The sequence below is a fragment of the Pectobacterium artocarpous genome (assembly GCF_046159765.1).
Taxonomy (GTDB): domain Bacteria; phylum Pseudomonadota; class Gammaproteobacteria; order Enterobacterales; family Enterobacteriaceae; genus Pectobacterium.
Genome location: NZ_JBJXVK010000023.1, coordinates 50378 through 74984, shown reverse-complemented (window position 1 = coordinate 74984; position 24607 = coordinate 50378). Strand labels below are relative to the sequence as shown.

Sequence of the window (24607 nt, the reverse complement as noted above, 5' to 3'; positions counted from 1 at the left end):
TCGGCGTATGCGCCCAGCTCTTTTAGCTTTTAGTCAGCTGCTTTATTTGATTTTGTATCGCGGAAATTTTTTGTTGAGCGCCACTACCCGATTATAGGTGGATGAAGCTTTACTCTCTGTATTTGATGCAGACTTATTGGACACAGAAGCCGCCACTGCTACGTTTGACAACGTACTCATTGTAATCCGGCTGATATCATTAGATATCACTTCCTCCTGAAATAAGTCAATTCTCCGATTATCATCTGATGTGTCGCGCTTTTCTTGACGAAAAGCTTACAAACGGGTTGGGCTACTGTGCATTCGCTGGAAGGAAAAAGAAGGCTGCTGGCAAGGGCGCTGTCCTGCTCCCTTGCCGTAATTGAAAAGATGACGCCCGTTAACTGCCGTACACGTTAATTGCGCTATTCAGCCGTCTGGCCTGAAGATTTAGCCCTTCAGCGGCTTCTGTAGAGTGCGTAACCATATCGGTATTGCGCTGTGTCATTTGTTCTATCTGTGCAATAGAGGTATTGATCAGGCCCAATGCCGAGGTTTGCTCATGTGTTGCGTTGCTGATCTCTTTGATCATGCCAGAGACTTGCAAGACTTCATCAACGATGTCGCTGATATTTTTGCCCGCGTTTTCTACCATTGTGCTGCCTTGTTTCACGCTCTCAACGTTGGCGTCGATGAGCGCTTTAATCTCCTTGGCCGCAGAGGCGGAATGCTGCGCTAAATTACGAACCTCGGCGGCTACCACGGCAAACCCTCGTCCCTGTACGCCGGCACGCGCTGCTTCAACCGCCGCATTCAGCGCAAGGATGTTAGTCTGGAAGGCAATACTGTCTATCACGCCAATGATATCAACGATTTTATCGCTGGCGCTGGAAATGGAATCCATCATGCCAATGGCTTCCTTCATGATATTGCCACCTCTCAGTGCGGTACTGCTGGCGGCTTCTGCCATGGTGGTAGCCTGTGCCGCTGTTTCTGCACTCTGCTGCACTGCAACGGTAATTTCTTCAATGGCAGCAGCGGTTTGTTGCAGATTTGTCGAGGTTTCTTCCGTACGCGTATTTAGGTCGATATTGTTTTCCGCCAGCTTATGGCTGACGTTGGTAATACCGTTTACCTGCGTGCTGACGTCATCAACAAGCGAGTGCAAATTCAGGCTAAACTGGTTCACGGAACGCAACAGCAAGCCGATTTCGTCTACCCGATTCAGATGGATATGCTTTACTTTACGGCCTGAGACCACATGCTGAGCCTGCTTCAGTATCGTCCTGATTGGTTGTGCAATTTGCTTTTGCAGAAACTGATCCATGATGACAATGAGTAACAGCGCGAGTGCCAGCAGCCACAGAGGATTCATGCCGCTGAAAGCAAGCAGCGTGGGAACGATTCCCGCCGTCAATACCGCGATGCGTAAGCGCCAGCGGACTGGCAATTTCTGCAACAGCGACAGTGGCGCAAAGAGTCCGGTACGAACCACCAGCCCTTTGTAGAATTTACGGTTGCCCGCCTGTTTTTTCTGTACGGCGCTATACAGTGTGTCGGCAGACTTGATCTCTTCGGCGCTGGGCGTGTTACGTACCGAGATATAGCCCGCGAGATGCTCTTGCTGGTAGACCGGCGTAACGTTGGCGCGAACCCAGTAGTGATCGCCGTTGTTGCGACGATTTTTGACGAGTCCGGTCCAGCTATCCCCCTGTTTCAACGTAAACCACATGTCGGCATAGGCTTCAACGGGCATGTCAGGATGACGCACAATATTGTGTGGTTGGTTGATGAGTTGCTCTTCAGAAAAACCGCTAACTTTAATGAAGGCAGAGTTGGCATAAGTAATGTGGCTGTGAATATTTGTCGTGGACATCAATATAGTGTCCATGTCTAACAGATACTCCTGCTGTGTAACAGGTGTATTCACTCTCATGAGAACCCCCGGCGTACGTATCCCACTCAGTTCCCAGGTTCAGCCATACTGACCGCTCTTCTCGTCTCAGTTGTTCTGATTATTACAGAGGCTGATACGTTGTGTCGCTGCCGCGTGGTACATCCCGTGAAATCTGTTAGGAATATTGCTGTGTAAATATTCAAGTTATTCAAATGGGTATACTGAAATTTTTTGGGCGACTCACTCATTTATATAAAGTAATGCCAGGTATTGTTTATGAGCGGGCTTATTGACCCTATATTGTGCGTGATGGTGATTTTGTAACTATATTTTTGTAACAAACATTTCATCAGTGTTAGCACGATTTTTCAGCACGCATAAATTTATGATGAGGACGGTTACCTGTCAATTGATTCATTTTATTGGCAATAAATAATCGGTAAAAATGATTTAAAATAGGTAGGGAGGTAAATAGGGGGTAAAGGGTTTTTGGAATCAATGAAATTGACGCTAAGAAGAATTATTTGTTAAGTTTTTTTTGTTTTTTCTTTGCGCGAATGAAATTAAATGTTGCCGCGCTGCGGTTTATTTTTTTAATTACCGATTTTATTTCGTTTTTATTGACGCTGAATTTATTGTAGATCAAATAACGCCATCCGCAGGTCAGATAATGGGTCTGGCCTGCGGAGAATGATAATCAGGTCACCGGTGCCGGATTGAAAACGGCCAGTGCGTTATGGAGCCCCCACTGATCGGACCAGGTTTTTTTCTTGCCGCTGGCGATATCCAAAATGAAGTGGAAAAGCTGCCAGCCCACATCTTCGATCGTCGCTTCTCCGGTAGCAATCGTACCGGCATCAATATCCATCAGATCGTGCCAGCGGTTTGCCAGTGCAGTACGGGTTGCCATTTTGATGACGGGCACCGCGAGCAGACCATAGGGCGTACCGCGACCGGTGGTGAAGACCTGCACGGTGATACCGGAAGCAAGCTGTTGCGTGCCGCACACGAAGTCACTGGCGGGCGTTGCGGCGTAAATCAGCCCGCATTTGGTTGGGCGCTGGCCGGGGGACAGAACTTCGACAATGGCGCTGGTGCCGGATTTGGCGATGGAGCCGAGCGCTTTTTCCACCACGTTCGCTAGTCCTCCTTTTTTATTGCCCGGAGAGGGGTTGGCGCTACGATCGGTCTGGCCGCTGTCGAGGTAATTATCGTACCAGGCCATTTCTTCCAGCAGACGTTTACCAACTTCTTCATTGATGGCGCGCGGTGTTAACAGATGAATGGCGTCGCGGACTTCGGTCACTTCGGAGAACATCACGGTTGCGCCGCAGCGTACCAGCAGGTCGGACGCAAAACCGACGGCTGGATTAGCGGTAACGCCAGAGAAAGCATCGCTGCCGCCACACTGCATGCCGACAACCAATTCTGATGCCGGACAGGTTTCTCGCTGACGTTTGTTCAACTGTTGCAGGTGTTTGTCTGCCATCGTCAGAATGTCATCCACCATCGATCTAAAACCCACGTGGTGTTCATCCTGCAAGCGGACAATACTGCTGTCATCAAGGGCGATGGTCTGTACGTCTGACGTCCCTTCCAGCAGGCGTTCTGGCTGTAATTTTTCACAGCCTAACCCTACCACCAGTATCTCGCCGCCAAAATTCGGGTTCAGCGCCAGATTGTGAATGGTGCGAATAGGAACGACTGCAGCAGGCGCGTTGATCGCGACGCCGCAGCCGTAGAGATGGTTGAGCGCGACAACGCCGTCCACATTGGGATATTTTGGTAACAAATCCCGCTCGATAATTTTGACGACGTAGTCCACCACGCCCGCGACGCAGTGCACGCTGGTGCTAATGCCCAGCAAATTTTTCGTACCTACGCTGCCATCGGCGTTGCGGTAACCTTCAAAGGTGTAGCCTTCCAGCGGAGGAAGGGAAGGCGGGATTCTGGTCGCCAGCGGCAGGGTGTCCAGTGCGGGGGCCTGAGGCAACTCGACTAAGGATTCATCAATCCAGCTTCCTTTAGCAATATCGCGCAGCGCATACCCGATAATTTCACCATAGCGGATAATTGCGCCTGATTTGGCGATATCAACAAGGGCAACTTTGTGACCCTGCGGAACATGTTCAATTAATTCCAGATTATCATTAAAACGGGTTCCGGCACGTAAGCCATTATTATTAACAACAATGGCAACATTATCAGAATCGTGGACTTTAATATAAAGTGGCTGCTCTTGTGCAGCATTACTTTCTGATTTCTCTGACATGATGCAAGCCTTTATTATTGGTTTATCAGAAACGCCGTGGCAACGATTACCACGCTATTACTTCATTGCTCGATAATGAGTATACGTGAGGTTCTTTTCTCGTACATTATGCAATTGACCTAAGCCAAGGGTTTTTACTTCTGATTTATCAGGCGAAGACCCAGTTTTTGGTGAGTTTGATCACATTCTTTCGGTGCGTGGTTTTTAAGACTGAAATAAAAATAATATCTATGAGTGTAAAAAGAGAATGACGGGATTTTTCGTGAAATACCTCGCACTATATAGGGCAAGTGCACCAACATATTCAAAAGGACATTTTTAATGTTGGGCTTTTATCTAGTGAGCGGTCTGTAGGTAAAATTTATAATGATCTGGCGAATTGATGATGTCAGCGAATTACTTTGAAGCTATATAGCCTGGCTATTCGCAAAAAATAAAAATGGGAATTTAACTATCCACTGATCTTCATTCTGATAACCCTACACCGTTATCTGTTATTCGGAATGAATGAGCGAACCGCGATTGAAGCAGGAGTTCATCATGAATACAGTAAGCTCAGCAGCTGGCGCGATACAAAAGAGAACAAACGCCCGCTACTGGATTGTCGTGATGTTGTTTATTGTCACGTCATTTAACTATGGCGACCGTGCCACTATCTCGATAGCAGGCTCTGCCATGTCAAAAGATATTGGCCTGGATGCTGTCGGTATGGGGTATATCTTCTCCGCGTTTTCGTGGGCTTATGTTATCGGTCAAATCCCTGGTGGTTGGCTGCTTGATCGCTTTGGCTCAAAACGCGTCTACTTCTGGAGTATTTTTACCTGGTCACTCTTCACGTTACTGCAAGGGTTCGTTGATCTCTTTCCTACCACGGCATCTATTGTCATTGCACTGTTCTTGTTGCGTTTTATGGTGGGGATTTGCGAATCGCCTTCTTTTCCTGGCAACAGCCGTATCGTTGCAGCCTGGTTCCCGGCACAGGAACGTGGTACTGCCGTAGCGATCTTTAACTCTGCACAATATTTTGCGACAGTAATTTTTGCTCCCATCATGGGGTGGCTGGTGCACGCTGTTGGTTGGGCGCACGTGTTCTGGTTTATGGGCGGATTGGGGGTCATCCTCAGCTTCATCTGGTTGAAAGTCATCCACGATCCTAAAGATCATCCAGGAGTGAATCAGGCTGAATTGGACTATATAGAAGCGGGCGGCGCGTTGATTAATATGGACGCGGCATCGAATAAAGTGAAGGTTTCATCCGCTGAAAAATGGTTCCAAATTAAGCAACTGCTGACTTCTCGTATGATGGTTGGTATTTATCTGGGCCAGTATTGTATTAATGCGCTGACTTACTTCTTTATTACTTGGTTCCCTGTTTATCTGGTTCAGGCTCGAGGTATGTCAATTCTGAAAGCGGGTTTTGTCGCTTCTGTCCCTGCAATTTGCGGTTTTGTAGGCGGTGTATTGGGAGGCGTGATTTCCGATTATTTAATGCGCCGAACCAACTCACTGACCTTTGCGCGTAAGACGCCGATTGTTCTTGGTATGTTGCTCTCGATGTCGATGGTTATTTGTAACTATGTATCGACAGAATGGGTAGTTATTGCATTCATGGCTTTGGCGTTCTTTGGTAAAGGTATTGGTGCGCTAGGCTGGGCAGTCATGGCGGATACCGCACCAAAAGAAATCAGCGGTCTGAGTGGTGGCCTGTTTAATATGTTTGGCAATATCTCCGGTATCGTGACCCCAATTGCTATCGGGTATATCGTAGGGATGACCGGCTCTTTTAATGGTGGCTTAGTTTATGTCGGTATTCATGCTGCGTTTGCTATCATCAGCTATCTGTTTATTGTGCAAAAGATTGAACGTATCGAATTGAAGCCGTTCGTTAAATAATTGCTTAACCATATTGATGCATCGCTATGTCAGCGTTGTTGGGGCATTTTAGTACGTTGGCCTGCCTGCAAATAAAATCACGGGTAAGGAGTAGGTCACTGCCGAACGTTGTAAAAAATGAAGGACCCAACGGACGAAGGAGCTCTGTGACTGAAACATATTTTCTTCCCCCTCTCGATAAGGCATTGCCAGAATCGAGAGGGGAAAGAGTATGTAAGACAAGATGTTCTCGCGACCTATTTTCTCTCTGTGTCGATGACCAGACCCAGCCTAAAACTAGCGGGATTTTATACCGCTAACAGATGTTCAATATGACATGCCGCCGCTAATAATTCACTGTCACTACCATATGCGCCATCAATGTTTAACCCAACGGGTAGATGGCCAGTCGGCGCGACCGGTAATGTAATTGATGGCAGTGCAGCGTTGCTCGCTAGTTCTGTGTTGCGAACGATACGCGCAAACAGATCGGGATTTGCCGCGGCGTTGAGATGTGGCACGGTGCACGGGACTGTAGGATAAGCCAAAATATCGATTTGATGTTTCACGAACATCTCTGCGACAGCGTCACGCAGTCTGGCTAGTGTGCCAAGTGCGGCGATATAGTCCATCGCACTACTATAGTTCGCGCGGGACAAATTACTGTGGATAAAGTGCCGTACCGCAGGATCGCAAATCTCGTTGATGACATCGTTAATTCGATGTCCCCATCCCTGCTCCAGCAGCGCGCGTGGAAAATCGGTCAGAAATTCATAGAACGGTAGCGTAAAAACGATGGCAGAATTTAGCGCGTTGATGGTGCGATCATCAATGGTGACACACTCATATCCCTCACAAGTCAGGCGATCCAGTGCGCGCTGGCAATACATGCGTACCCCATCATCCAATGCTGACCACATCATTGTTGGTAGCCCGATACGGCATGGCATTTTGTGGCTCGGTCTGTCGGCATGCATCAAGACTCCTTGCAGAAAACGAGCATCCTCCGCTGTGCGCGTCAATAAACCGGGCGTGTCTTTCGTGCGCGACACAGGGATGATACCTTCAGACGTAAAACATCCCGTTGTAGGGCGGAATCCGGTGATGCCGCAAAATGCAGCAGGGATGCGTACGGAGCCTCCGGTATCGGTACCGATGGCGACTGGCACAATTCCTGCTGCTACTGCCGCGGCACTCCCGCCGCTGCTTCCTCCGGCACAGTAACCGGGGGCGGCCGGATTACCGACTGTGCCAAAATGAAGATTGATAGAGGTGACACCGCAGGAGAGTTCGTGCATGTTCGTTTTGCCTGCTACGATTGCGCCATGCATTGCAAAGCGTTTAACAATATCTGCATCGTATTTGGCCATACAATCAGCCATGCCCGGCGTTCCCGCGGTTAATCGGTAGCCAGCGACGCTGATATTGTCTTTGTAAGCAACGGGCAGCGCGAAGAGTGGTTTGCCGCGTTTAACCGGATCGGGCTTCGTTGATATTATCTCTCCATCAACTGAGGGGATAAAAAGGTTCAGATGTTGTTGCTGTATGGCCGACTGGTGAACATGTGCACGCATTTCTTCGGTACGGAGGGTGCCCGTGTTCAACGAGTGACAAAGCGATTGAAGCGATAAGTTTGAGATCATACCTGTCCTCCTAAAATACCTGAAGCCTAATAACGGTACGCGGGCTGCATTGCATCCAGCGGGTTACCTTTCACTAGCTGCCCTCCAGTACTGCGAATGACTGCGCAGGCACTATTCAGCGCAGTTTGTACGGCACCTTCACCCCAGCCACCGGTAAATGAACAGCTACAGCCAGCCAGATAAACACCGGGATCGGTATGCGGGGTATTGGCATCCTGAAACTGAAAAAATAGCCGCTGCGAATAGATATCTTCACCAGGATAATTCAGCTTAAAGGCGCCCAACGCATGCGGGTCGGTCAGCCAGTCGTGATGCAAGACATAGCGGTCATAATCGTTATTGAGTGGGATAAGGTGGCGAGCGAATTCCGGGAATGTCTCCATTAATTCATTGATTAAATAGTGACAACGTTCCGTTTTATTCGTCAGGCTCAATAGTTTGTGCGAATCATCCTCCCAAGTATAACTCAGCAGCACTACCCCGTGTCCTTCCGGATTGTCTGGCTCATAGTCCAGGCAATAGACACCGCGTACCAGACCATCAGACTGGATGGTGACGGGCAATGGGTGTTGTAGCCAGAATTTAGTGCGAGTGAGGATGAACAATTTCGATGACCCCGTAAGATGTGTCTCTTTTATCGCTCGTGAGACGTCATGATTGAAAAACATATTGCTTCGGGTCAGGTTATGCACGATCTGCATGGTACGTGGGCTGCTAGTGACGATCACGCGATCAAATTGCTCTTCGTCGCCTTGTTCAAACTTTAACGCTATTTTTCCGTCCACTTTATCTATCTGTTTCACGGTACGTAAATGGATGTGCTCTCTCAGAGGATGACCGTGGACGTTTTGAGAGAGCAACTGTTCAATGAGTCTGGATATTCCACCGACAACTAAGCGCTGATCGACTTCATAACCATTTACAACCAAGCGAATAATTTCAATAAATCCAGCCTGATAAACAGGAAGAAAGCCCCCGGAACCAATGCCTAATGAACCAAAAAGAGCAAAATCATCCGGTTTTTTCCAGCGTTTACGGCCGGGAGGGTTATCGCTACTGAAAATTAAGGCGATCGCCGAATAGAAGGAGTAATCGCCGAAAGCATCGAGCCACGCCTGCCAAGCGGCTTGAACCTCCTTGAAGCGTCGAGCCTTAAGCAGTGATGTGATCGTCAACGGTGCGACAAGTTGTTGGCCGTTATGTCTATAGCCTTCCTGTAGCAAAGCGTGCCAGCCTTCATAAACCTGCAGGAAAAGGGTCGGTGGTTTTTCACCTGCTGGCCAGTAATAGCGTTGACCGCGGTAGTCCAACTCTGTATCCACGATGCCAGGATCGGGGAAGGCTGAAGACGTCGCAATATGGAATTTATCGAGGTAGTGAAACAAACATGTCTCGCTGGATGGAAAGCGCATTGCGCCCATTTCGGCAATTAAATTAGGGAGGTTGGGATCGAAGTGTTGCGACCAGATTCTGCCGCCAATGCGATCGCGCGCTTCAAACAACGTGATGTCACGTACGCCAGCACGCAGTAATTCGAATGCGATAACCAGGCCGCTTAGCCCTGCACCGACGACTGCGATGTGGGGAGGAGCCACGTTTGTAGGAAACGATCCGATGGCACCATACGCTTCTATTTGTTCAAGGAATGCTGCGTAGTCAAAGAGTTGGTCAACGCACGGCATTCCATTTACTGTCTGGAAGTTGGAATTTAGCATAGGTTTTCCTGAATTTCATGATACGAGCAAAATAATTATTATTGAATTGATTATTAAAAATCAATTCATGATTTTTATTTATATCAGCATATATATTTCGGACGCATCGTATGAAATGCTTCATCATGTTGTAATAATTTCCATGTATAATATCATTAGCAGGGTGATTGTATTGATTTTGATTATGTGCTTCACAGGAAGGTTTTTGAGGTATCAATAGAGAAGTAAGGTAAAAGCATTTTTTAATCATAAAGTAAATTATTTAATATGTGGTAAATAAAGATGCGGTTGTCATTGATAATGAAGCGATAAATAAACGGCGATGAGCGTTTTACATGAATCAGTAATGGTGATGTTTTTATTGTTGTTATTCAGGTTGATACTACTTTTTTACCGTGCTATACCATCTTTTAGTCGTTTGTCGTATGGTGGAACGATTTTTTCTATATTTAAAAGAGGTGTTTCATGGATTGTAGCGAGGAAAGAATAAAGCACTTATTAGATTGCCAGAGTTTCTGTTCTCATTTCCCTTATCACGATACACACTTTATTTGTGGCGAGGGAACAATTAACCATCAGCCTGTATTCATTATTATGAATCGAGGGAAAGATTGTGAGTTTAATGTGCACTGGCAATGGAGAACGATTGACCATATTATTCAGACGACAGAGCGCGCTGCTGTCTCTGGTGTGCCGTTAATCTATGTTCAGGATAAATTGGGAGCAAGCGACACTCATTTCAACACCACAAATGTGTTTTCGGAAGATATGTCTTCACTGCTGCTTTCCCCATCGGGAATGGGAAAGGTTAGTGCGTCATTGGCTCGCTTCTCACGTCGCAATGTGCTTATCTCCGTGATCCTAGGGCCGACCTCCGGGCCCTTGGCTTTGCCACTTATGCTGGCCGATTTGGTCTTTATGACGGAGCGTGGCGCGTTCTGTATGGGGCGGCCTGATATGGTCAAAGCGATGCTTGCGGAAGTGTCGGATCTCTATAGTTTGGGAGGCGCGATGATGCATGCGAGACATTCTGGTCAGGTTCAATGCGTTGTTGAAACGGAGTCGGTATTATTCTCTCGTTTGCGAACGTTATTCTCATTACTTTTTCCACGACAGCATGCTATTGATTTTATTCAGCCAGATGAGGTGAATGTTGATAATATTATTCCGATGGATCATCGAGTACCCTATGACATGCATCGCTTATTATCGGTATTTATCGATAAAGAAAGTTTTTTTGAGTGTAGCCCTGATTACGCTCAGGAAGTGATAACGGGATGTGCGAAAGTTCAGGGTAATCCATTCATTGTGATTGCCAATAATCCCAAATATAAAGGTGGCGCAATTTACCGGCAGTCTGCAACCAAAATGGTTCGGATGATTAATCTTGCGGCCAAGTGCCATACGCCTATTCTTTTTATTGCTGATGTTCCAGGGTTTATGATTGGTAAAGTGGCTGAGAGTAGTGGAATATTTTCAGCCGCAGCGGAGCTTTTCAAGGCTCACGTTAATTGTGAGGTTCCAAAACTTTTTTTAGTCGCCAGAAAAGCATACACCGGCGGCGTTTTTGCACTTGGAGGACCTGGGTTTAATCCCACGGCTGTACTGGCTTATCCTCAAGCGAATATCGGCGTCTATAGTGTGGAAACAATGAATAAGATTATGACGACATCTCTTAGTGAACAAGAAAATAATATTCTTGCTATACTCAAAGCTGAAGTTTCTCACCCTGAACGATTAAAAGAAAAAGGACTGCTAACGGATGTTATTACTATTTCTCAAACCAGAGAGAAAATTATGACGTATTTATTTTCTGACTCTGCAAACCCCGCTAGCTTTTAGCTTCTGCCACAATGGCGATGTCGATAAAATAAGCCAGCCAAATAGAAAAATAACCGTCGTGTAGACGAGCGTCATGCAACGTATGCTCGCTAATCCGGTGACATGAAGACATGTTAGCTGGCTGCATCATGATTGAAAAGTATGCCATGGCTGCGGCATTTTCATTTCCAAAATACCATTGAGGTGGTACCTATTTTACCTTTTGAAGGGATAAATCTGCTTTCCCCAGTTTTCGTGAAACACCTCCCATTGCCCTGTGATAATGACATATTTAATCTGCATTTCGGCAGGGAATGCTGTGCTATTGCCCAATGAGTTGTGAAATCAGAAAACTTATACTTTTTCCTGAGGTTGGTAAGGCGACGCGGATTATCACACCGCCTTCCTGACGGGTTTATTTCGGTATCGGGACAGTAATAACCTGTTTTTATTCTGACAATCTTACAAGCCCTACAAGCATTTTTCATTTCAACTCAGAGTAAAAACCAGGTTGCGCTAAAAAGTAGGAAAACAACATGAAATTATCTACTGGTGCACCATCTGTTTTTTATTTCTGTATGACTGAATTATTTTCATCGGCCTCAACGTACTCCTGCGTTTTGGCAAGTATCGGAAACTTAAGCGTAAACCCTGTGCGCGCCATTCGTGACGGGAGTCTGTAATGACAAACTTTTCAGCAACCCCTGTAATTACCGACATGAAAGTCATCCCCGTCGCGGGCTATGACAGCATGTTGCTGAACATTGGCGGCGCACATGGTGCTTACTTTACGCGTAACCTCGTCATTTTAACCGACAGTGCCGGACATACCGGCGTTGGCGAAGCCCCCGGCGGAGACGTCATTTACAACACGCTAGTTGAGGCGATTCCTCGTGTGAAAGGTGAACAAATCGCCCGTATGAATCGTCTGGTTCATGATATTCATGTCGGCAACCAATCTTCTGATTTTGACTCCTTCGGCAAAGGTGCCTGGACGTTTGAGCTGCGTGTGAATGCGGTGGCGGCACTTGAGGCGGCGCTACTCGATCTGCTGGGGCAATTCATGGGTGTCCCCGTTGCCGAGCTGCTGGGGCCGGGTAAACAGCGTGATGAAGTCACCGTGCTTGGTTATCTGTTCTATATCGGCGACCGCACGAAGACGGATTTGCCTTACTTATCTGGTGAGAAAATATCCGGTGAAAAAGGCAAGCATGAGTGGTATCACCTGCGTCACCAGCAGGCGATGGACAGCGACGCGATTGTGCGTTTGGCCGAAGCCACGACCGACCGCTACGGATTTAAAGATTTCAAACTCAAAGGTGGCGTACTGCCCGGCGAGCAGGAAATCGATGCTGTGAAGGCGCTGAAGAAACGATTCCCGGATGCGCGTATTACCGTCGATCCAAACGGTGCTTGGCTGCTGGATGAAGCAATCGGGTTATGCAAAGACATGAAGGGCATTCTGACCTACGCGGAAGACCCATGTGGTGCCGAACAAGGTTTCTCCGGTCGTGAAGTGATGGCGGAATTCCGTCGTGCTACCGGGCTGCCGGTCGCGACCAACATGATTGCGACCAACTGGCGCGAAATGAACCATGCCGTGATGTTGCAGGCGGTCGATATTCCGCTGGCGGATCCCCATTTCTGGACGATGCATGGTGCGGTGCGCGTTGCCCAACTGTGTGATGAGTGGGGCCTGACGTGGGGCTGCCATTCCAATAACCACTTCGATATTTCTCTGGCGATGTTCACGCACGTTGGAGCGGCGGCACCGGGTAACCCGACGGCGATTGATACGCACTGGATCTGGCAGGAAGGACAGCATCTGACCAAAGAGCCACTGCAAATCATCAACGGCAAAATTAAGGTGCCGGAACGGCCCGGTCTGGGGGTTGAACTGGATATGGAACAGGTGGTGAAAGCCCACAATCTGTACAAAAAATTACCGAGTGGGGCACGCAACGATGCTGTCGCCATGCAGTACCTGATTCCCGGTTGGACATTTGACCGCAAACGCCCGGTTTTTGGCCGCTAACCCTACATAGAAAAATAAGAGAGAAAGGATAAGAAAATGACAGTGCAAAATTCAACGCCAGTTATTACTCACATGCAGGTTATCCCGGTTGCGGGTCACGACAGTATGTTGCTTAACCTGAGCGGCGCACATGCTCCCTATTTCACTCGCAACATTGTGATTCTGAAAGATAACGCCGGGCATACCGGTGTCGGCGAAATCCCCGGTGGTGAGAAAATTCGCCAGACGCTGGAAGAGGCTTCCGAACTGGTCGTCGGCAAAACGCTGGGTGAGTATAAAAACGTAATGACTGCCGTGCGTGAGCAGTTCGCCGACCGTGATTCCTCTGGGCGCGGTTTGCAGACGTTCGATCTGCGTACCACCATCCATGTTGTCACCGCGATTGAGGCGGCGATGCTCGATCTGCTGGGGCAGTTCCTCAATGTCAGCGTCGCCTCGCTGCTGGGTGATGGGCAACAGCGTGAAGCGGTGGAGATGCTGGGCTATCTGTTCTACATCGGCGATCGCAATAAAACCGATCTGCCTTACCAGAGCCAGACGAATGAGAAATGCGACTGGTATCGCCTGCGCCATGAAGAAGCGCTGTCCCCAGAAACCATCGTGCGCTTGGCTGAGGCGGCGTATGAAAAATACGGTTTCAATGACTTCAAACTGAAAGGCGGCGTACTGGCCGGTCGCGAAGAAGCCGAAGCGGTAACGGCGTTGGCGAAACGCTTCCCACAGGCGCGTATCACGCTGGATCCGAACGGGGCCTGGTCGTTGGATGAGGCGATTGGTTTGGGCAAACAGCTACGCGGCGTGCTGGCGTATGCAGAAGATCCGTGTGGCGCAGAACAAGGTTTCTCCGGTCGTGAAGTCATGGCCGAGTTCCGTCGTGCGACGGGGCTGCCTACCGCGACCAACATGATCGCCACCGACTGGCGGCAGATGGGGCACACCATTTCACTGCAATCGGTCGATATCCCGCTGGCCGATCCGCACTTCTGGACGATGCAAGGATCTGTACGTGTCGCGCAAATGTGCCACGAATGGGGCTTAACCTGGGGTTCTCACTCCAATAACCACTTTGATATTTCACTGGCTATGTTTACCCATGTTGCCGCCGCGGCACCGGGCAAGATTACGGCGATTGATACGCACTGGATCTGGCAGGAAGGCAACCAGCGACTGACGAAAGAACCGTTGCAGATTGTTGGCGGCATGGTGGAAGTGCCGAAGAAGCCGGGGCTGGGTATCGAACTGGATATGGATCAGGTGATGAAAGCACACGAACTGTATAAAAACATGGGATTAGGCGCACGTAACGACGCAATGGGAATGCAGTACCTTATTCCTGAGTGGACGTTTGATAATAAACGGCCGTGTCTGGTTCGCTAACGTTCTGATTTTCCGCTTTTTGAGCGCGCCGCTTCAGGCGAGCGGCGCTGGAATGACCGAGGATAAAAAATGAAGACTCCGCTGTTACCTAACCGTTTTCGCCAAGATTTGCAGCAGGGCAAAACGTTGATTGGCTGCTGGTGTGCGTTGGGCAACCCGATTTCCACTGAAGTGCTGGGACTGGCGGGATTCGACTGGCTGGTGCTGGATGGCGAGCATGCACCTAACGATATCGTGACGTTTATTCCTCAGCTAATGGCGCTGAAAGGCAGCCACAGCGCGCCAGTCGTTCGTCCGCCATGCAATGAGCCAATCATCATCAAACGCTTGTTGGATATTGGGTTCAATAACTTCCTGATCCCCTTTGTGGAAACGGCGGAAGAAGCCGCTCGTGCGGTTGCGTCAACCCGTTATCCGCCTGCGGGGATTCGCGGGGTTTCCGTGGCGCATCGTAGCAACTGCTATGGCACCGAACCGGATTATTTCACCAAGATTAACGACAGTATTACCGTCGTGGTGCAAATAGAAAGTCAGGAAGGTCTCGACAATCTGGATGCGATTAGTGCAGTAGACGGCGTTGATGGCGTGTTTGTTGGCCCAAGCGATCTGTCTGCGGCACTGGGCTATCTCGGTCAGCCTAACCACCCTGATGTGCAGAAAGCCATTCGCCACATTTTCGATCGTGCGGCGGCGCATAACAAACCTTGCGGCATTCTGGCTCCGGTTGAAGCTGACGCACGCCGCTATCTGGAATGGGGTGCCAGTTTCGTCGCGGTCGGTAGCGATCTGGGCGTGTTCCGCAGCGCGACACAGGCGCTGAGCGACAAATACAAGAAGTAATTCAGTGATTCCGCGGCGAATCGAATCCGCTATAAGGCGGGTTCATCGTGAATTGAAGTGATATCTACATCAGACAATGAGGTTAGGGCGATGAAAATTGGTTTTATTGGACTGGGCATCATGGGAAAACCGATGAGTAAAAATCTGCTGAAAGCAGGTTACTCATTAGTCGTGATGGATCGAAATCTGGACGCGGTCGCGGAAGTGGTTGCGGCAGGCGCAACGGCTGCGACCACACCGAAACAGGTTGCTGAGCAGTGCGATGTCATCATCACCATGCTGCCTAACTCTCCGCACGTGAAAGAGGTGCTGCTGGGTGAAAACGGTGTCATCGACGGTGCGCGTGCCGGAAGCATTGTGGTGGATATGAGTTCAATCGCGCCGCTTGCCAGCCGTGAAATTGCGACTGCGCTGGCGGCGAAAGAGATTGCCATGCTGGATGCGCCGGTCAGCGGGGGGGAACCTAAAGCGATCGACGGCACGCTGTCTGTGATGGTGGGGGGTGACAAGGCACAGTTTGACCGTTGTTTTGAGGTACTGAAATCGATGGCGGGCTCCGTGGTTCATACCGGCGATATCGGTGCGGGCAACGTCACCAAACTGGCGAACCAGGTGATTGTGGCGCTGAACATTGCCGCTATGTCTGAAGCGCTGGTATTGGCAACGAAAGCAGGGGTTAACCCCGAGTTGGTTTATCAGGCGATCCGCGGCGGGCTTGCCGGCAGTACCGTGCTGGATGCGAAAGCGCCAATGGTGATGGATCGCAACTTTAAGCCCGGTTTCCGTATTGATCTGCATATCAAAGATTTGGCGAACGCGCTGGATACCTCACACGGCGTTGGCGCACAGTTGCCGTTAACGGCGGCCGTGATGGAAATGATGCAGGCGCTGAAAGCGGACGATCTGGGATCGGCCGATCACAGTGCGCTGGCGTGTTACTACGAAAAACTGGCCAAAGTGGAAGTGACGCGATAAGCCGTGAAGCGATAGTCACGAGGCTGGCACTGGATGCCAGCCGACTGGCAGAGAATCATTCTGATCTACCTGCTGGATTTCAGGACCTACTTGCCCTGAAAGTTGGCGGGTATAAGCGCCGTTTCATGAGCGCGCGGATTATTGATGCAATCGGAACGTTGATGAAATCGGATCGTTTATGAAAATAGTGATCGCACCGGATTCTTATAAAGAAAGCCTGTCTGCACAAGATGTTGCTACGCAGATTGAAAAGGGATTTCGTGAAATATTTCCCGATGCCTGCTATGTCAAATTGCCTGTTGCAGATGGTGGGGAAGGTACCGTTGAAGCGATGGTCGCGGCGACCGATGGCAGGATTGTGAATGTTAAGGTGACAGGACCGTTAGGCGATAGTATCGACGCGTTCTTTGGTCTGTCTGGCGATGAAAAAACGGCGTTTATTGAGATGGCGGCGGCAAGCGGGCTGGAGCGAGTACCTTCGCAACTGCGTAACCCGTTAAAGACAACCAGCTATGGTACGGGTGAACTGATTCGCTGCGCATTAGATCACGGTATCCGGCACTGCATCATCGGGATTGGCGGGAGCGCCACCAATGATGGCGGTTCGGGCATGGTGCAGGCGCTGGGCGCGAAGCTGCTGGATACGCAGGGTGAACAAATTGGTTTTGGCGGCGGTGAACTCGACAAACTTGCTCGCATTGATATCAGTGAACTGGATGAGCGCATTAAAGGTTGTCGCTTTGAAGTGGCCTGCGATGTGACCAACCCGTTGACGGGGAAACAGGGCGCGTCGGCGATTTTTGGCCCTCAGAAAGGCGCAACGTCGGAGATGATAGGGCAATTGGATAGTGCGTTGAAGCATTATGCTGCGGTGATTCGCCACGATCTGGATATGGATGTGGAACACGTTCCTGGCGCGGGTGCGGCGGGCGGTATGGGCGCGGCGCTACAGGCATTTTGCGGCGCTGAACTGCGTCAGGGGATCGAGATTGTCACGGAAGCCTTGGGGCTGGATGAACTGGTACGCGATGCTACGCTGGTGATTACCGGGGAAGGGCGCATCGATAGCCAGACGATTCACGGTAAAGTGCCGATTGGCGTGGCGCGGGTTGCCAAACAATATAATAAACCGGTGATTGGTATTGCAGGCAGCCTGACGGCAGATGTCCGCGTGGTACATGAACATGGTCTGGACGCGGTGTTCAGCGTGCTTTACAACATCTGCTCACTAGAAGAAGCGTTGGATAATGCGGCAGAGAATGTGCGTATGGCGGCGCGTAATATCGCCGCTACGATCCGGTTGGCACAGTTCATGTCGTGTGAGTGACGTATTATAAGCCACGAAACTGTCTCTCCAGCCACATAACATGTGAAGAAGAGACAGTGCTATGCCGTGAATTGTGATTATGTGAGTCAAGGGCAGATGTGAGACTGGGCGGCTTTGTTAACGTTGTCGATTTCGTCCAGCAGTTCCAGCCATTCGGGTTCCAAATCGCTGGCGTGAACGCCTTTACGCAACTGCTGTTCCAGATAGCGGCAGATACGTTTCAGACGCGGAACGCCGCTGTAGCTGCAACTGCCGTGCAGTTTATGAACGAGTTCGATAATGTCGTCATCTATCTGCCCCTTGAGCACGTTTTCTATCTTCCGCTGAACCTCCGGTAAGAAATCCAGCAGCATTTGCAGCAGGTCACGTGCCAATTCTGGTTTGTTGGCCGCCTGCTGCTGTGCCAGCGCCCAGTCGAGAGACAGTTGGCTATCGTCGTGCTCGCTTAGTAAACCCGTCATATCGCCCCGATCGTGCTTCAGCGGATCCTTCCGTGCATGATGCGTTAGCACGCATTTCAGCATTTGCTCGTCTATCGGTTTAGCCAGATAGTCATCCATACCCGAACGTAGCAGATGCTCACGCTCACCCGTCATGGTCTGCGCCGTCACCGCGATGATGGGCGTAGTGGCATGGTGTGGGATCTGACGGATCAACTCGCTGGCGCAAATGCCGTCCATACCCGGCATCTGGATATCCATGAGGATAATGTCGCACTGATGCTGTTTCGCCTGCGCAATCGCATCCTGCCCGCTTTCGCACAAAATAACCGTCTCGACTTGCTCTTCCAGCAGCGTGCCGATCAGTTTCAGATTCGCCGGGTTGTCATCCACCGCCATCACGCTGAGCGGCAGACGGGCCGCATGGCGCGCGGCACTCTGGCGAGATGCGGCGTCGTCCGGCAGAAAAGAGAGCTGGGACAACGTATTATCTTGTAACAGCGGCAGCAGGCGTGATGCCGCGAGCGGTTTGCTCAGGCACGCATGTACGCCGAAGGTTTTCAACTGTTCTGCATCCATTTGCGCCAGGCTGGGCAGCGCCAGAATCACACAGGTTGCGCGGCGGCAGATATCGCGCAGCCTGGGCGTGTAGTCGAGCAGTGTGTTGCGATACTGCACGGGAATACCGAGCAGCAGGATATCGAACTCCCCTTCGGGCAGTTGCTCAAACGTCGGGCTGTAGCTCACGATGAGTGGCGTTTGGCTCAGAATATCCAGCGTGGCCTGCGCGGCGATGGGATGAGACTCGACGTAGGCCAGATGTTTGCCTTGCAGCATCGTGTAAGCTGGTTCTGTCGGTATGGCGTGAGGGTTGAGCGGCAGTGTGATGTGGAACCAGAAGGTCGAGCCCTTATTGAGCTGGCTTTGGAAACTAATATCACCGCCCATCTCTTTGACCAGACGTTGGGTGATGACCAGCCCGAGTCCCGTGCCGCCATGACGGCGTGAAATACTGGTGTCAGCCTGACGGAACGCCTGGAACAACTGCGATTGCTGCAACTCGGCAATGCCGATGCCGGTATCGCGTATTTGCACCTCTAGCTGAACCTGATGATGTTCCTGTCGGCGCTTCTCTACCCGAATATCAATATTGCCCTGCTCAGTAAATTTAATCGCATTGCCCAGCAGGTTGGTGATGATTTGCTGTATCCGCAGCGGATCGCCGACAAACTGTTCGGGCACGTCATTCTGAATGCTGAGCGTCAGCTCCAATCCTTTTTCATGTGCTGTGTGCGCCAGCAGCATCACGACATCGTCCAGCGCGTTGTGCAGTGAGAACGGAATATCCTCCAGCACCAGCTTGCCAGCCTCCAGCTTCGAGAAATCCAGCACATCGTTAATGATATTCAGCAGGTTATTGGCGGAGCGTTCGATGGTAAGCAGATAGTCAGTCTGTGTGGTGTTCAGCGGTGTCTTCAACGTCTGGCGAGTGAAACCGATCACGCCATTCAGCGGCGTTCTCAGTTCGTGTGACATATTAGCCAGAAACTCAGACTTGATGCGTGCTGCTTCCTGTGCCCGTTTTTTGGCCAGATCCAGTTCGACGTTCTGGATCTCCATCTGTTCCAGCGTTTCCCGCAGATCGTAGGTCGCCTGATCGATATTTTGCTGCATTTCCTCGTGATAGGCGGTCAATGACATCGCCATCGAGTTGATGCCGTTTTTCAGCATGTCCAACTCGCCCAGCATGTACCCTTCTACTCGGCTATCCAACTGCCCGCGACGAATGCGATCGACCGTATCAACCATATTACGAATCGGCGTGGTGACATCCCGCATCAGACGATAGGCAAAGAGGACGGCGGCACCCAAAGATAGCAGCAGCAAGAGCGTGGCGATGAAGATTTCCTGATACTGCTGAAGCCGAATGGCGCTGGTGTCCAGTTCGATCATCAGATAGCCGAGAGGCGTGGCGGTACCGGGCAGGATGGGCGTCGCTCCACCCGGCAGAAATTCACTATCATTAACAATCGGCATGTGCAGAATCAGCGCGTCATTCGTGTAGTGCAGGTACAGTTTATTGTAGGAAAGCGCATCGCTGCTGATCGGCTGTAATGCCAGGTTGTTGCGTGCGTTGGTGGTGGCCATGAGCTGATTGCGCGCATCGAACACGCTAATGGTGCGAATAATCGCGGAGTGCCGACGATGAAGCGTGTTGATTAATGCTGGAATCGTGTCCATCTGACGATGGGTAATGGCGTAAGCGCTGATGGTGGCCAGCGGTTCAATGAGGCTGGTACCCGAATCGGCCAATTGCGACTGCAACTGATTGTAACGATGGATGACGAAGAACGAACTGAGCAGCAACCCGATCATGAGCGTCGGTGCCAAAATCAGTATCAACATCCGTGCACGAAGACTGTATTTGGTCATGGGGTTCCAATGTGGGAGAATTAGAGGATGCTGGACACCCTATTATTTAATTTAGTTATACCTTAAATAATTCGAGTTGCAGGAAGGCGGCGACACAGTGAATCCCCAGGAGCTTACTCAGGTAAGTGACTGGGGTGAACGAGGAAAGCCAACGCACATGCAGCTTGAAGTATTACAGGTATTTGGGTACTGCCGTTCAACTCAAGAGATAAATCGATAGCACATTATGGCGCAATTCTACTCTCCAAACCGGCGTGTGACGACCCGGAAAGCGATTCCTGCTAAGAACCTCACTGTTACGGTCACGTCACTTGATCCGTTTGGGCAGGGAGTCGCGCGTCATGAAGGCAAGACGGTGTTTGTCACGGGGGGACTGCCGGGAGAGCAGGTGGAGGTCCAACTGACGGAAGAGAAACGCCAGTTTTCGCACGCAAAACTTAAACGTCTTCTGACGCACAGCCCGCAGCGCGTTGAGCCGCAGTGCCCTCATTTTACTCGCTGCGGTGGCTGCCAGCAGCAGCACGCGGATATCACGCTGCAACAGAGCAGCAAAACGGCGGCGTTAATGCGCTTGATGACGCGGGAAACGGGCGTTGAGCTGCCTGACGCTTCGCTGATCTCTGGCACACCTTATGCTTATCGGAGGCGTGCGCGGCTTGCGTTATACTTTCAGACAAAAGAGCAGCGTCTGTTGATGGGCTATCGGCAGCCAAATTCTCACGATCTGGTGGATATCAAAGCCTGTCCGGTGCTGCGTCCCGAGCTTGAAGCACTGCTACAACCGCTGCGCGATTGCCTGAGCCGATTAAAGGCGGTGAAGCGCCTTGGGCATGTAGAGCTGGTGCAGGCGGAAAACGGCCCGATGCTGGTGCTGAGGCACCTTGAGCCGCTGCATTCATCGGATGAGCAGGCGCTGCGAGATTTTGCTCAGCAGCAGGGTGTCTCGGTTTACCTGGCACCGGATGCCGATTCGCTGACGTGTTTGCACGGCGAAGAGCCGGTGTACCACGTCGCCGGACTGATCCTGGCCTTTAGCCCGCGCGATTTTATTCAGGTCAATGATGTGGTCAACCAGCAGATGGTTGCACAGGCGCTAGCGTGGTTGGATGTGCAACCTCAGGATAGAATATTAGATCTGTTTTGTGGCATGGGTAACTTCACGCTGCCGCTGGCACAGCGCGCCGCCAGCGTCGTTGGCGTTGAAGGGGTAACTGCGCTGGTCAAGAAAGGGCGCGAAAATGCCCGACGCAATGCGCTGTCCAATGTCACATTTTTTCACCAAAATCTTGAAGATGACGTCACACAGCAGCCGTGGGCGGCTCAGGGTTTTGATAAGATATTACTCGATCCGGCACGTGCGGGCGCGGCAGGCGTGATGGAGCAGATAACCCGACTGGCACCTGAACGGGTGGTGTATGTTTCCTGTAATGCCACGACGCTAGCACGCGATAGCAAAGTTTTATTGGCAGCTGGTTTTAGACTGGCGAATGTCGCGATGCTGGATATGTTTCCGCATACCGGGCACCTTGAATCGATGGCACTATTTTTGCACGATACCGGCACGCGAAAGGCCTCATAGGCTGTAAAACGGCGTCGTTTGCAAGGTGAAGGGTAACGTAGGGAGAAATTATGGTTGCGGTAAGAAGTGCGCATTTGAATACGGCAGGTGACTTTGTCCCTGACGCGTGGATTGCTTCGCTGGGTATTGCCAGCCAGCAATCGTGTGAACGTTTAGCCGAAACCTGGCGTTACTGTGAGCAGCAAACGCAAGATCATGTCGATGCATCGCTGCTGCTGTGGCGCGGCATTGAAATGGTGGAAATCCTGTCCACGCTCAGTATGGACAATGACAGCATGCGTGCGGCGCTGCTCTTTCCACTGGCGGATGCGGGCGTGGTTGATGAGGCGACGCTGGAATCCGCGTTTGGTAAAAACATCGTTGATTTGGTGCATGGCGTGCGCGATATGGACGCAATTCGCCAGCTCAAAGCGACGCAGAATGATTCTGGCGCATCTGAGCAGGTCGATAACATCCGCCGCATGTTGCTGGCGATGGTGGAAGATTTCCGCTGCGTCGTGATCAAGCTCGCCGAGCGAATCGCGCACCTGCGTGAAGTTAAGGATGCCCCGGAAGAAGAACGGGTGCTGGCAGCCAAAGAGTGTACCAATATCTACGCGCCGTTAGCGAACCGCTTAGGGATCGGCCAGTTGAAGTGGGAGTTGGAGGATTTCTGCTTCCGTTATCTGCATCCTGATGAATATAAAAAAATCGCCAAGCTGCTGCACGAGCGTCGTATCGATCGTGCGCAGTACATCGACGATTTTGTCAAAACGCTGCGCGATGCGATGAAAGAAGAGGGCGTGCAGGCGGAGATCTACGGTCGTCCTAAGCATATCTACAGCATCTGGCGCAAGATGCAGAAAAAATCGCTGTCGTTCGATGAGCTGTTCGATGTGCGTGCCGTGCGTATTGTCGTCGAACGTTTGCAGGACTGCTACGGGGCGCTCGGTATCGTGCATACCCACTATCGCCATTTGCCGGACGAATTTGACGACTACGTCGCCAACCCGAAACCGAACGGCTATCAGTCCATTCACACTGTGGTGCTAGGGCCGGGCGGGAAGACGCTTGAAATCCAGATTCGCACGCGCCAGATGCATGAAGATGCCGAACTGGGCGTGGCGGCACATTGGAAATACAAAGAAGGCACCTCCGTTGGCGGGCGCTCCGGTTACGAAGACCGCATTGCCTGGCTGCGTAAGCTGCTTGCCTGGCAGGAAGAGGTGGCCGATTCGAATGACGTGCTGGATGAAGTTCGCAGCCAGGTGTTTGATGACCGCGTCTATGTCTTTACGCCGAAAGGCGATGTGGTGGATCTCCCGGCCGGTTCTACGCCGCTTGATTTCGCTTATCATATCCACAGTGATATCGGGCACCGCTGCATCGGGGCGAAAATCGGCGGACGTATTGTGCCGTTTACCTATCAGTTGCAAATGGGCGATCAGATTGAAATTATCACCCAGAAGCAGCCGAACCCGAGCCGTGACTGGCTGAACCCGAATCTGGGGTATATCACCACCAGCCGCGGACGTTCCAAGATTCAGAACTGGTTCCGTAAGCAGGATCGCGACAAGAATATTCTGGCAGGGCGGCAGATTCTGGATGACGAACTCGCGCATTTGGGGATTAGCCTTAAAGCGGCGGAGAAATTGCTGCTGCCGCGCTATAACGTGAATTCGCTGGATGAACTGCTGGCGGCGATCGGCGGTGGCGATGTTCGTCTGAATCAGATGGTGAATTTCCTGCAATCGCAGTTAAAACAGCCGAGTGCGGAAGAACTGGATCGTGAAGCGTTGCGTCAACTGACGCAGAAATCGCAGCAGCCGCCAACGCGCACCCATAAAGATAACGGTCGGGTGGTCGTGGAAGGCGTTGGTAACCTGATGCACCATATCGCGCGCTGCTGCCAGCCGATTCCGGGCGACGAGATCACCGGGTTCATCACGCGCGGTCGGGGAATTTCGATTCACCGTGCGGACTGTGAACAGTTGGATGAACTGCGCGCCAGCTCGCCGGAGCGGATTGTGGACGCGGTATGGGGTGAAAGCTACTCCAGCGGCTATTCGCTGGTGGTGAGGGTGATTGCTAATGATCGCAGCGGCCTGCTGCGGGATATCACTACGATTCTGGCGAATGAGAAGGTCAATGTACTGGGCGTCGCCAGTCGGAGCGACACCAAACAGCAACTGGCAACGATTGACATGGATATCGAGATCTACAACCTGCAAGTACTGAGCCGCATTCTGGCGAAGCTCAACCAACTGCCGGATGTGATCGACGCGCGGCGTCAGCAGGGGGCGTAACACTTGCCAACTTTCCTTTCATTGACTGTCTGTTAGACACAAATGGTGTAGGAAAGTAAGCTCCATTGTTTGTTATCCGGCGTAAAAAATTATGCTGAGGAGATAGCGGGCTTAGGA

General features: G+C 50.9%; 14 protein-coding genes. 9 read left to right on the top strand and 5 right to left on the bottom strand.

The window, feature by feature from the left end; genetic code table 11:
- Nucleotides 1–379: 379 nt before the first annotated feature.
- Complete coding sequence (locus tag ACKQAD_RS15365) at nt 380–1915, bottom strand: methyl-accepting chemotaxis protein (protein WP_409160950.1); 1536 nt, start codon at nt 1913–1915, stop codon at nt 380–382.
- Between the two features lie 658 nt (nt 1916–2573).
- On the bottom strand, nt 2574–4148 hold the full coding sequence (gene garD, locus ACKQAD_RS15360) for a galactarate dehydratase (protein ID WP_409160949.1): 1575 nt from the start codon (nt 4146–4148) through the stop codon (nt 2574–2576).
- 540 nt (nt 4149–4688) lie between these two features.
- Between garD and ACKQAD_RS15355 the strand changes: the two genes are divergently transcribed.
- Nucleotides 4689–6041 carry an MFS transporter gene (locus tag ACKQAD_RS15355; protein WP_409160948.1) on the top strand — a complete coding sequence of 451 codons (1353 nt, stop codon included), beginning with the start codon at nt 4689–4691 and terminating at the stop codon, nt 6039–6041.
- Nucleotides 6042–6328: 287 nt separating this feature from the next.
- Here ACKQAD_RS15355 and ACKQAD_RS15350 read toward each other — a convergent pair whose 3' ends face one another.
- A complete protein-coding gene (locus tag ACKQAD_RS15350; RefSeq protein ID WP_409160947.1) occupies nt 6329–7663 on the bottom strand; it encodes an amidase family protein in 1335 nt (444 codons plus the stop codon).
- Between the two features lie 26 nt (nt 7664–7689).
- Entirely contained in the window at nt 7690–9378 is a 1689-nt protein-coding gene (locus ACKQAD_RS15345) for an NAD(P)/FAD-dependent oxidoreductase (protein ID WP_409160946.1), read from the bottom strand.
- A 465-nt stretch (nt 9379–9843) separates the two neighbouring features.
- On the opposite strand from ACKQAD_RS15345, the gene ACKQAD_RS15340 reads away from it, so the two are divergent.
- The 6 genes from ACKQAD_RS15340 to ACKQAD_RS15315 all read left to right on the top strand — a co-directional run bounded on the left by ACKQAD_RS15340 (nt 9844) and on the right by ACKQAD_RS15315 (nt 17753).
- Nucleotides 9844–11220 (top strand): carboxyl transferase domain-containing protein, encoded by a 1377-nt coding sequence (locus ACKQAD_RS15340; RefSeq protein WP_409160945.1) that lies wholly within the window; start codon nt 9844–9846, stop codon nt 11218–11220.
- A 661-nt stretch (nt 11221–11881) separates the two neighbouring features.
- Complete coding sequence (locus tag ACKQAD_RS15335; RefSeq protein WP_409160944.1) at nt 11882–13234, top strand: enolase C-terminal domain-like protein; 1353 nt, start codon at nt 11882–11884, stop codon at nt 13232–13234.
- Nucleotides 13235–13270: 36 nt separating this feature from the next.
- Nucleotides 13271–14611 carry a glucarate dehydratase gene (gene gudD, locus ACKQAD_RS15330; protein ID WP_409160943.1) on the top strand — a complete coding sequence of 447 codons (1341 nt, stop codon included), beginning with the start codon at nt 13271–13273 and terminating at the stop codon, nt 14609–14611.
- 69 nt (nt 14612–14680) lie between these two features.
- Nucleotides 14681–15451 carry a 2-dehydro-3-deoxyglucarate aldolase gene (gene garL, locus ACKQAD_RS15325; RefSeq protein WP_409160942.1) on the top strand — a complete coding sequence of 257 codons (771 nt, stop codon included), beginning with the start codon at nt 14681–14683 and terminating at the stop codon, nt 15449–15451.
- A gap of 60 nt (nt 15452–15511) precedes the next feature.
- Nucleotides 15512–16426: a 2-hydroxy-3-oxopropionate reductase gene (gene garR, locus ACKQAD_RS15320; protein WP_409160966.1), complete on the top strand. Its 915-nt coding sequence runs from the start codon at nt 15512–15514 to the stop codon at nt 16424–16426.
- A 178-nt stretch (nt 16427–16604) separates the two neighbouring features.
- Nucleotides 16605–17753 (top strand): glycerate kinase, encoded by a 1149-nt coding sequence (locus tag ACKQAD_RS15315; RefSeq protein WP_409160941.1) that lies wholly within the window; start codon nt 16605–16607, stop codon nt 17751–17753.
- An 86-nt stretch (nt 17754–17839) separates the two neighbouring features.
- Here the strand turns inward: ACKQAD_RS15315 and barA are convergent, their stop codons facing one another.
- The gene (gene barA, locus ACKQAD_RS15310; protein WP_409160940.1) at nt 17840–20626 is read right to left on the bottom strand and encodes a two-component sensor histidine kinase BarA; all 2787 of its coding nucleotides are present in this window, start codon (nt 20624–20626) and stop codon (nt 17840–17842) included.
- A 226-nt stretch (nt 20627–20852) separates the two neighbouring features.
- Between barA and rlmD the strand changes: the two genes are divergently transcribed.
- Entirely contained in the window at nt 20853–22205 is a 1353-nt protein-coding gene (gene rlmD / locus ACKQAD_RS15305; RefSeq protein ID WP_409160939.1) for a 23S rRNA (uracil(1939)-C(5))-methyltransferase RlmD, read from the top strand.
- Nucleotides 22206–22255: 50 nt separating this feature from the next.
- On the top strand, nt 22256–24490 hold the full coding sequence (gene relA, locus ACKQAD_RS15300; protein ID WP_409160938.1) for a GTP diphosphokinase: 2235 nt from the start codon (nt 22256–22258) through the stop codon (nt 24488–24490).
- Nucleotides 24491–24607: the final 117 nt, after the last annotated feature.

Coding starts and splice junctions, on each gene's coding strand:
- garD (WP_409160949.1), bottom strand. CDS start 4,148: ATGTCAGAGAAATCAGAAAGTAATGCTGCACAAGAGCAGCCACTTTAT.
- ACKQAD_RS15340 (WP_409160945.1), top strand. CDS start 9,844: ATGGATTGTAGCGAGGAAAGAATAAAGCACTTATTAGATTGCCAGAGT.
- relA (WP_409160938.1), top strand. CDS start 22,256: ATGGTTGCGGTAAGAAGTGCGCATTTGAATACGGCAGGTGACTTTGTC.
- rlmD (WP_409160939.1), top strand. CDS start 20,853: ATGGCGCAATTCTACTCTCCAAACCGGCGTGTGACGACCCGGAAAGCG.
- ACKQAD_RS15350 (WP_409160947.1), bottom strand. CDS start 7,663: ATGATCTCAAACTTATCGCTTCAATCGCTTTGTCACTCGTTGAACACG.
- gudD (WP_409160943.1), top strand. CDS start 13,271: ATGACAGTGCAAAATTCAACGCCAGTTATTACTCACATGCAGGTTATC.
- ACKQAD_RS15345 (WP_409160946.1), bottom strand. CDS start 9,378: ATGCTAAATTCCAACTTCCAGACAGTAAATGGAATGCCGTGCGTTGAC.
- barA (WP_409160940.1), bottom strand. CDS start 20,626: ATGACCAAATACAGTCTTCGTGCACGGATGTTGATACTGATTTTGGCA.
- ACKQAD_RS15355 (WP_409160948.1), top strand. CDS start 4,689: ATGAATACAGTAAGCTCAGCAGCTGGCGCGATACAAAAGAGAACAAAC.
- ACKQAD_RS15365 (WP_409160950.1), bottom strand. CDS start 1,915: ATGAGAGTGAATACACCTGTTACACAGCAGGAGTATCTGTTAGACATG.
- ACKQAD_RS15315 (WP_409160941.1), top strand. CDS start 16,605: ATGAAAATAGTGATCGCACCGGATTCTTATAAAGAAAGCCTGTCTGCA.
- garL (WP_409160942.1), top strand. CDS start 14,681: ATGAAGACTCCGCTGTTACCTAACCGTTTTCGCCAAGATTTGCAGCAG.
- ACKQAD_RS15335 (WP_409160944.1), top strand. CDS start 11,882: ATGACAAACTTTTCAGCAACCCCTGTAATTACCGACATGAAAGTCATC.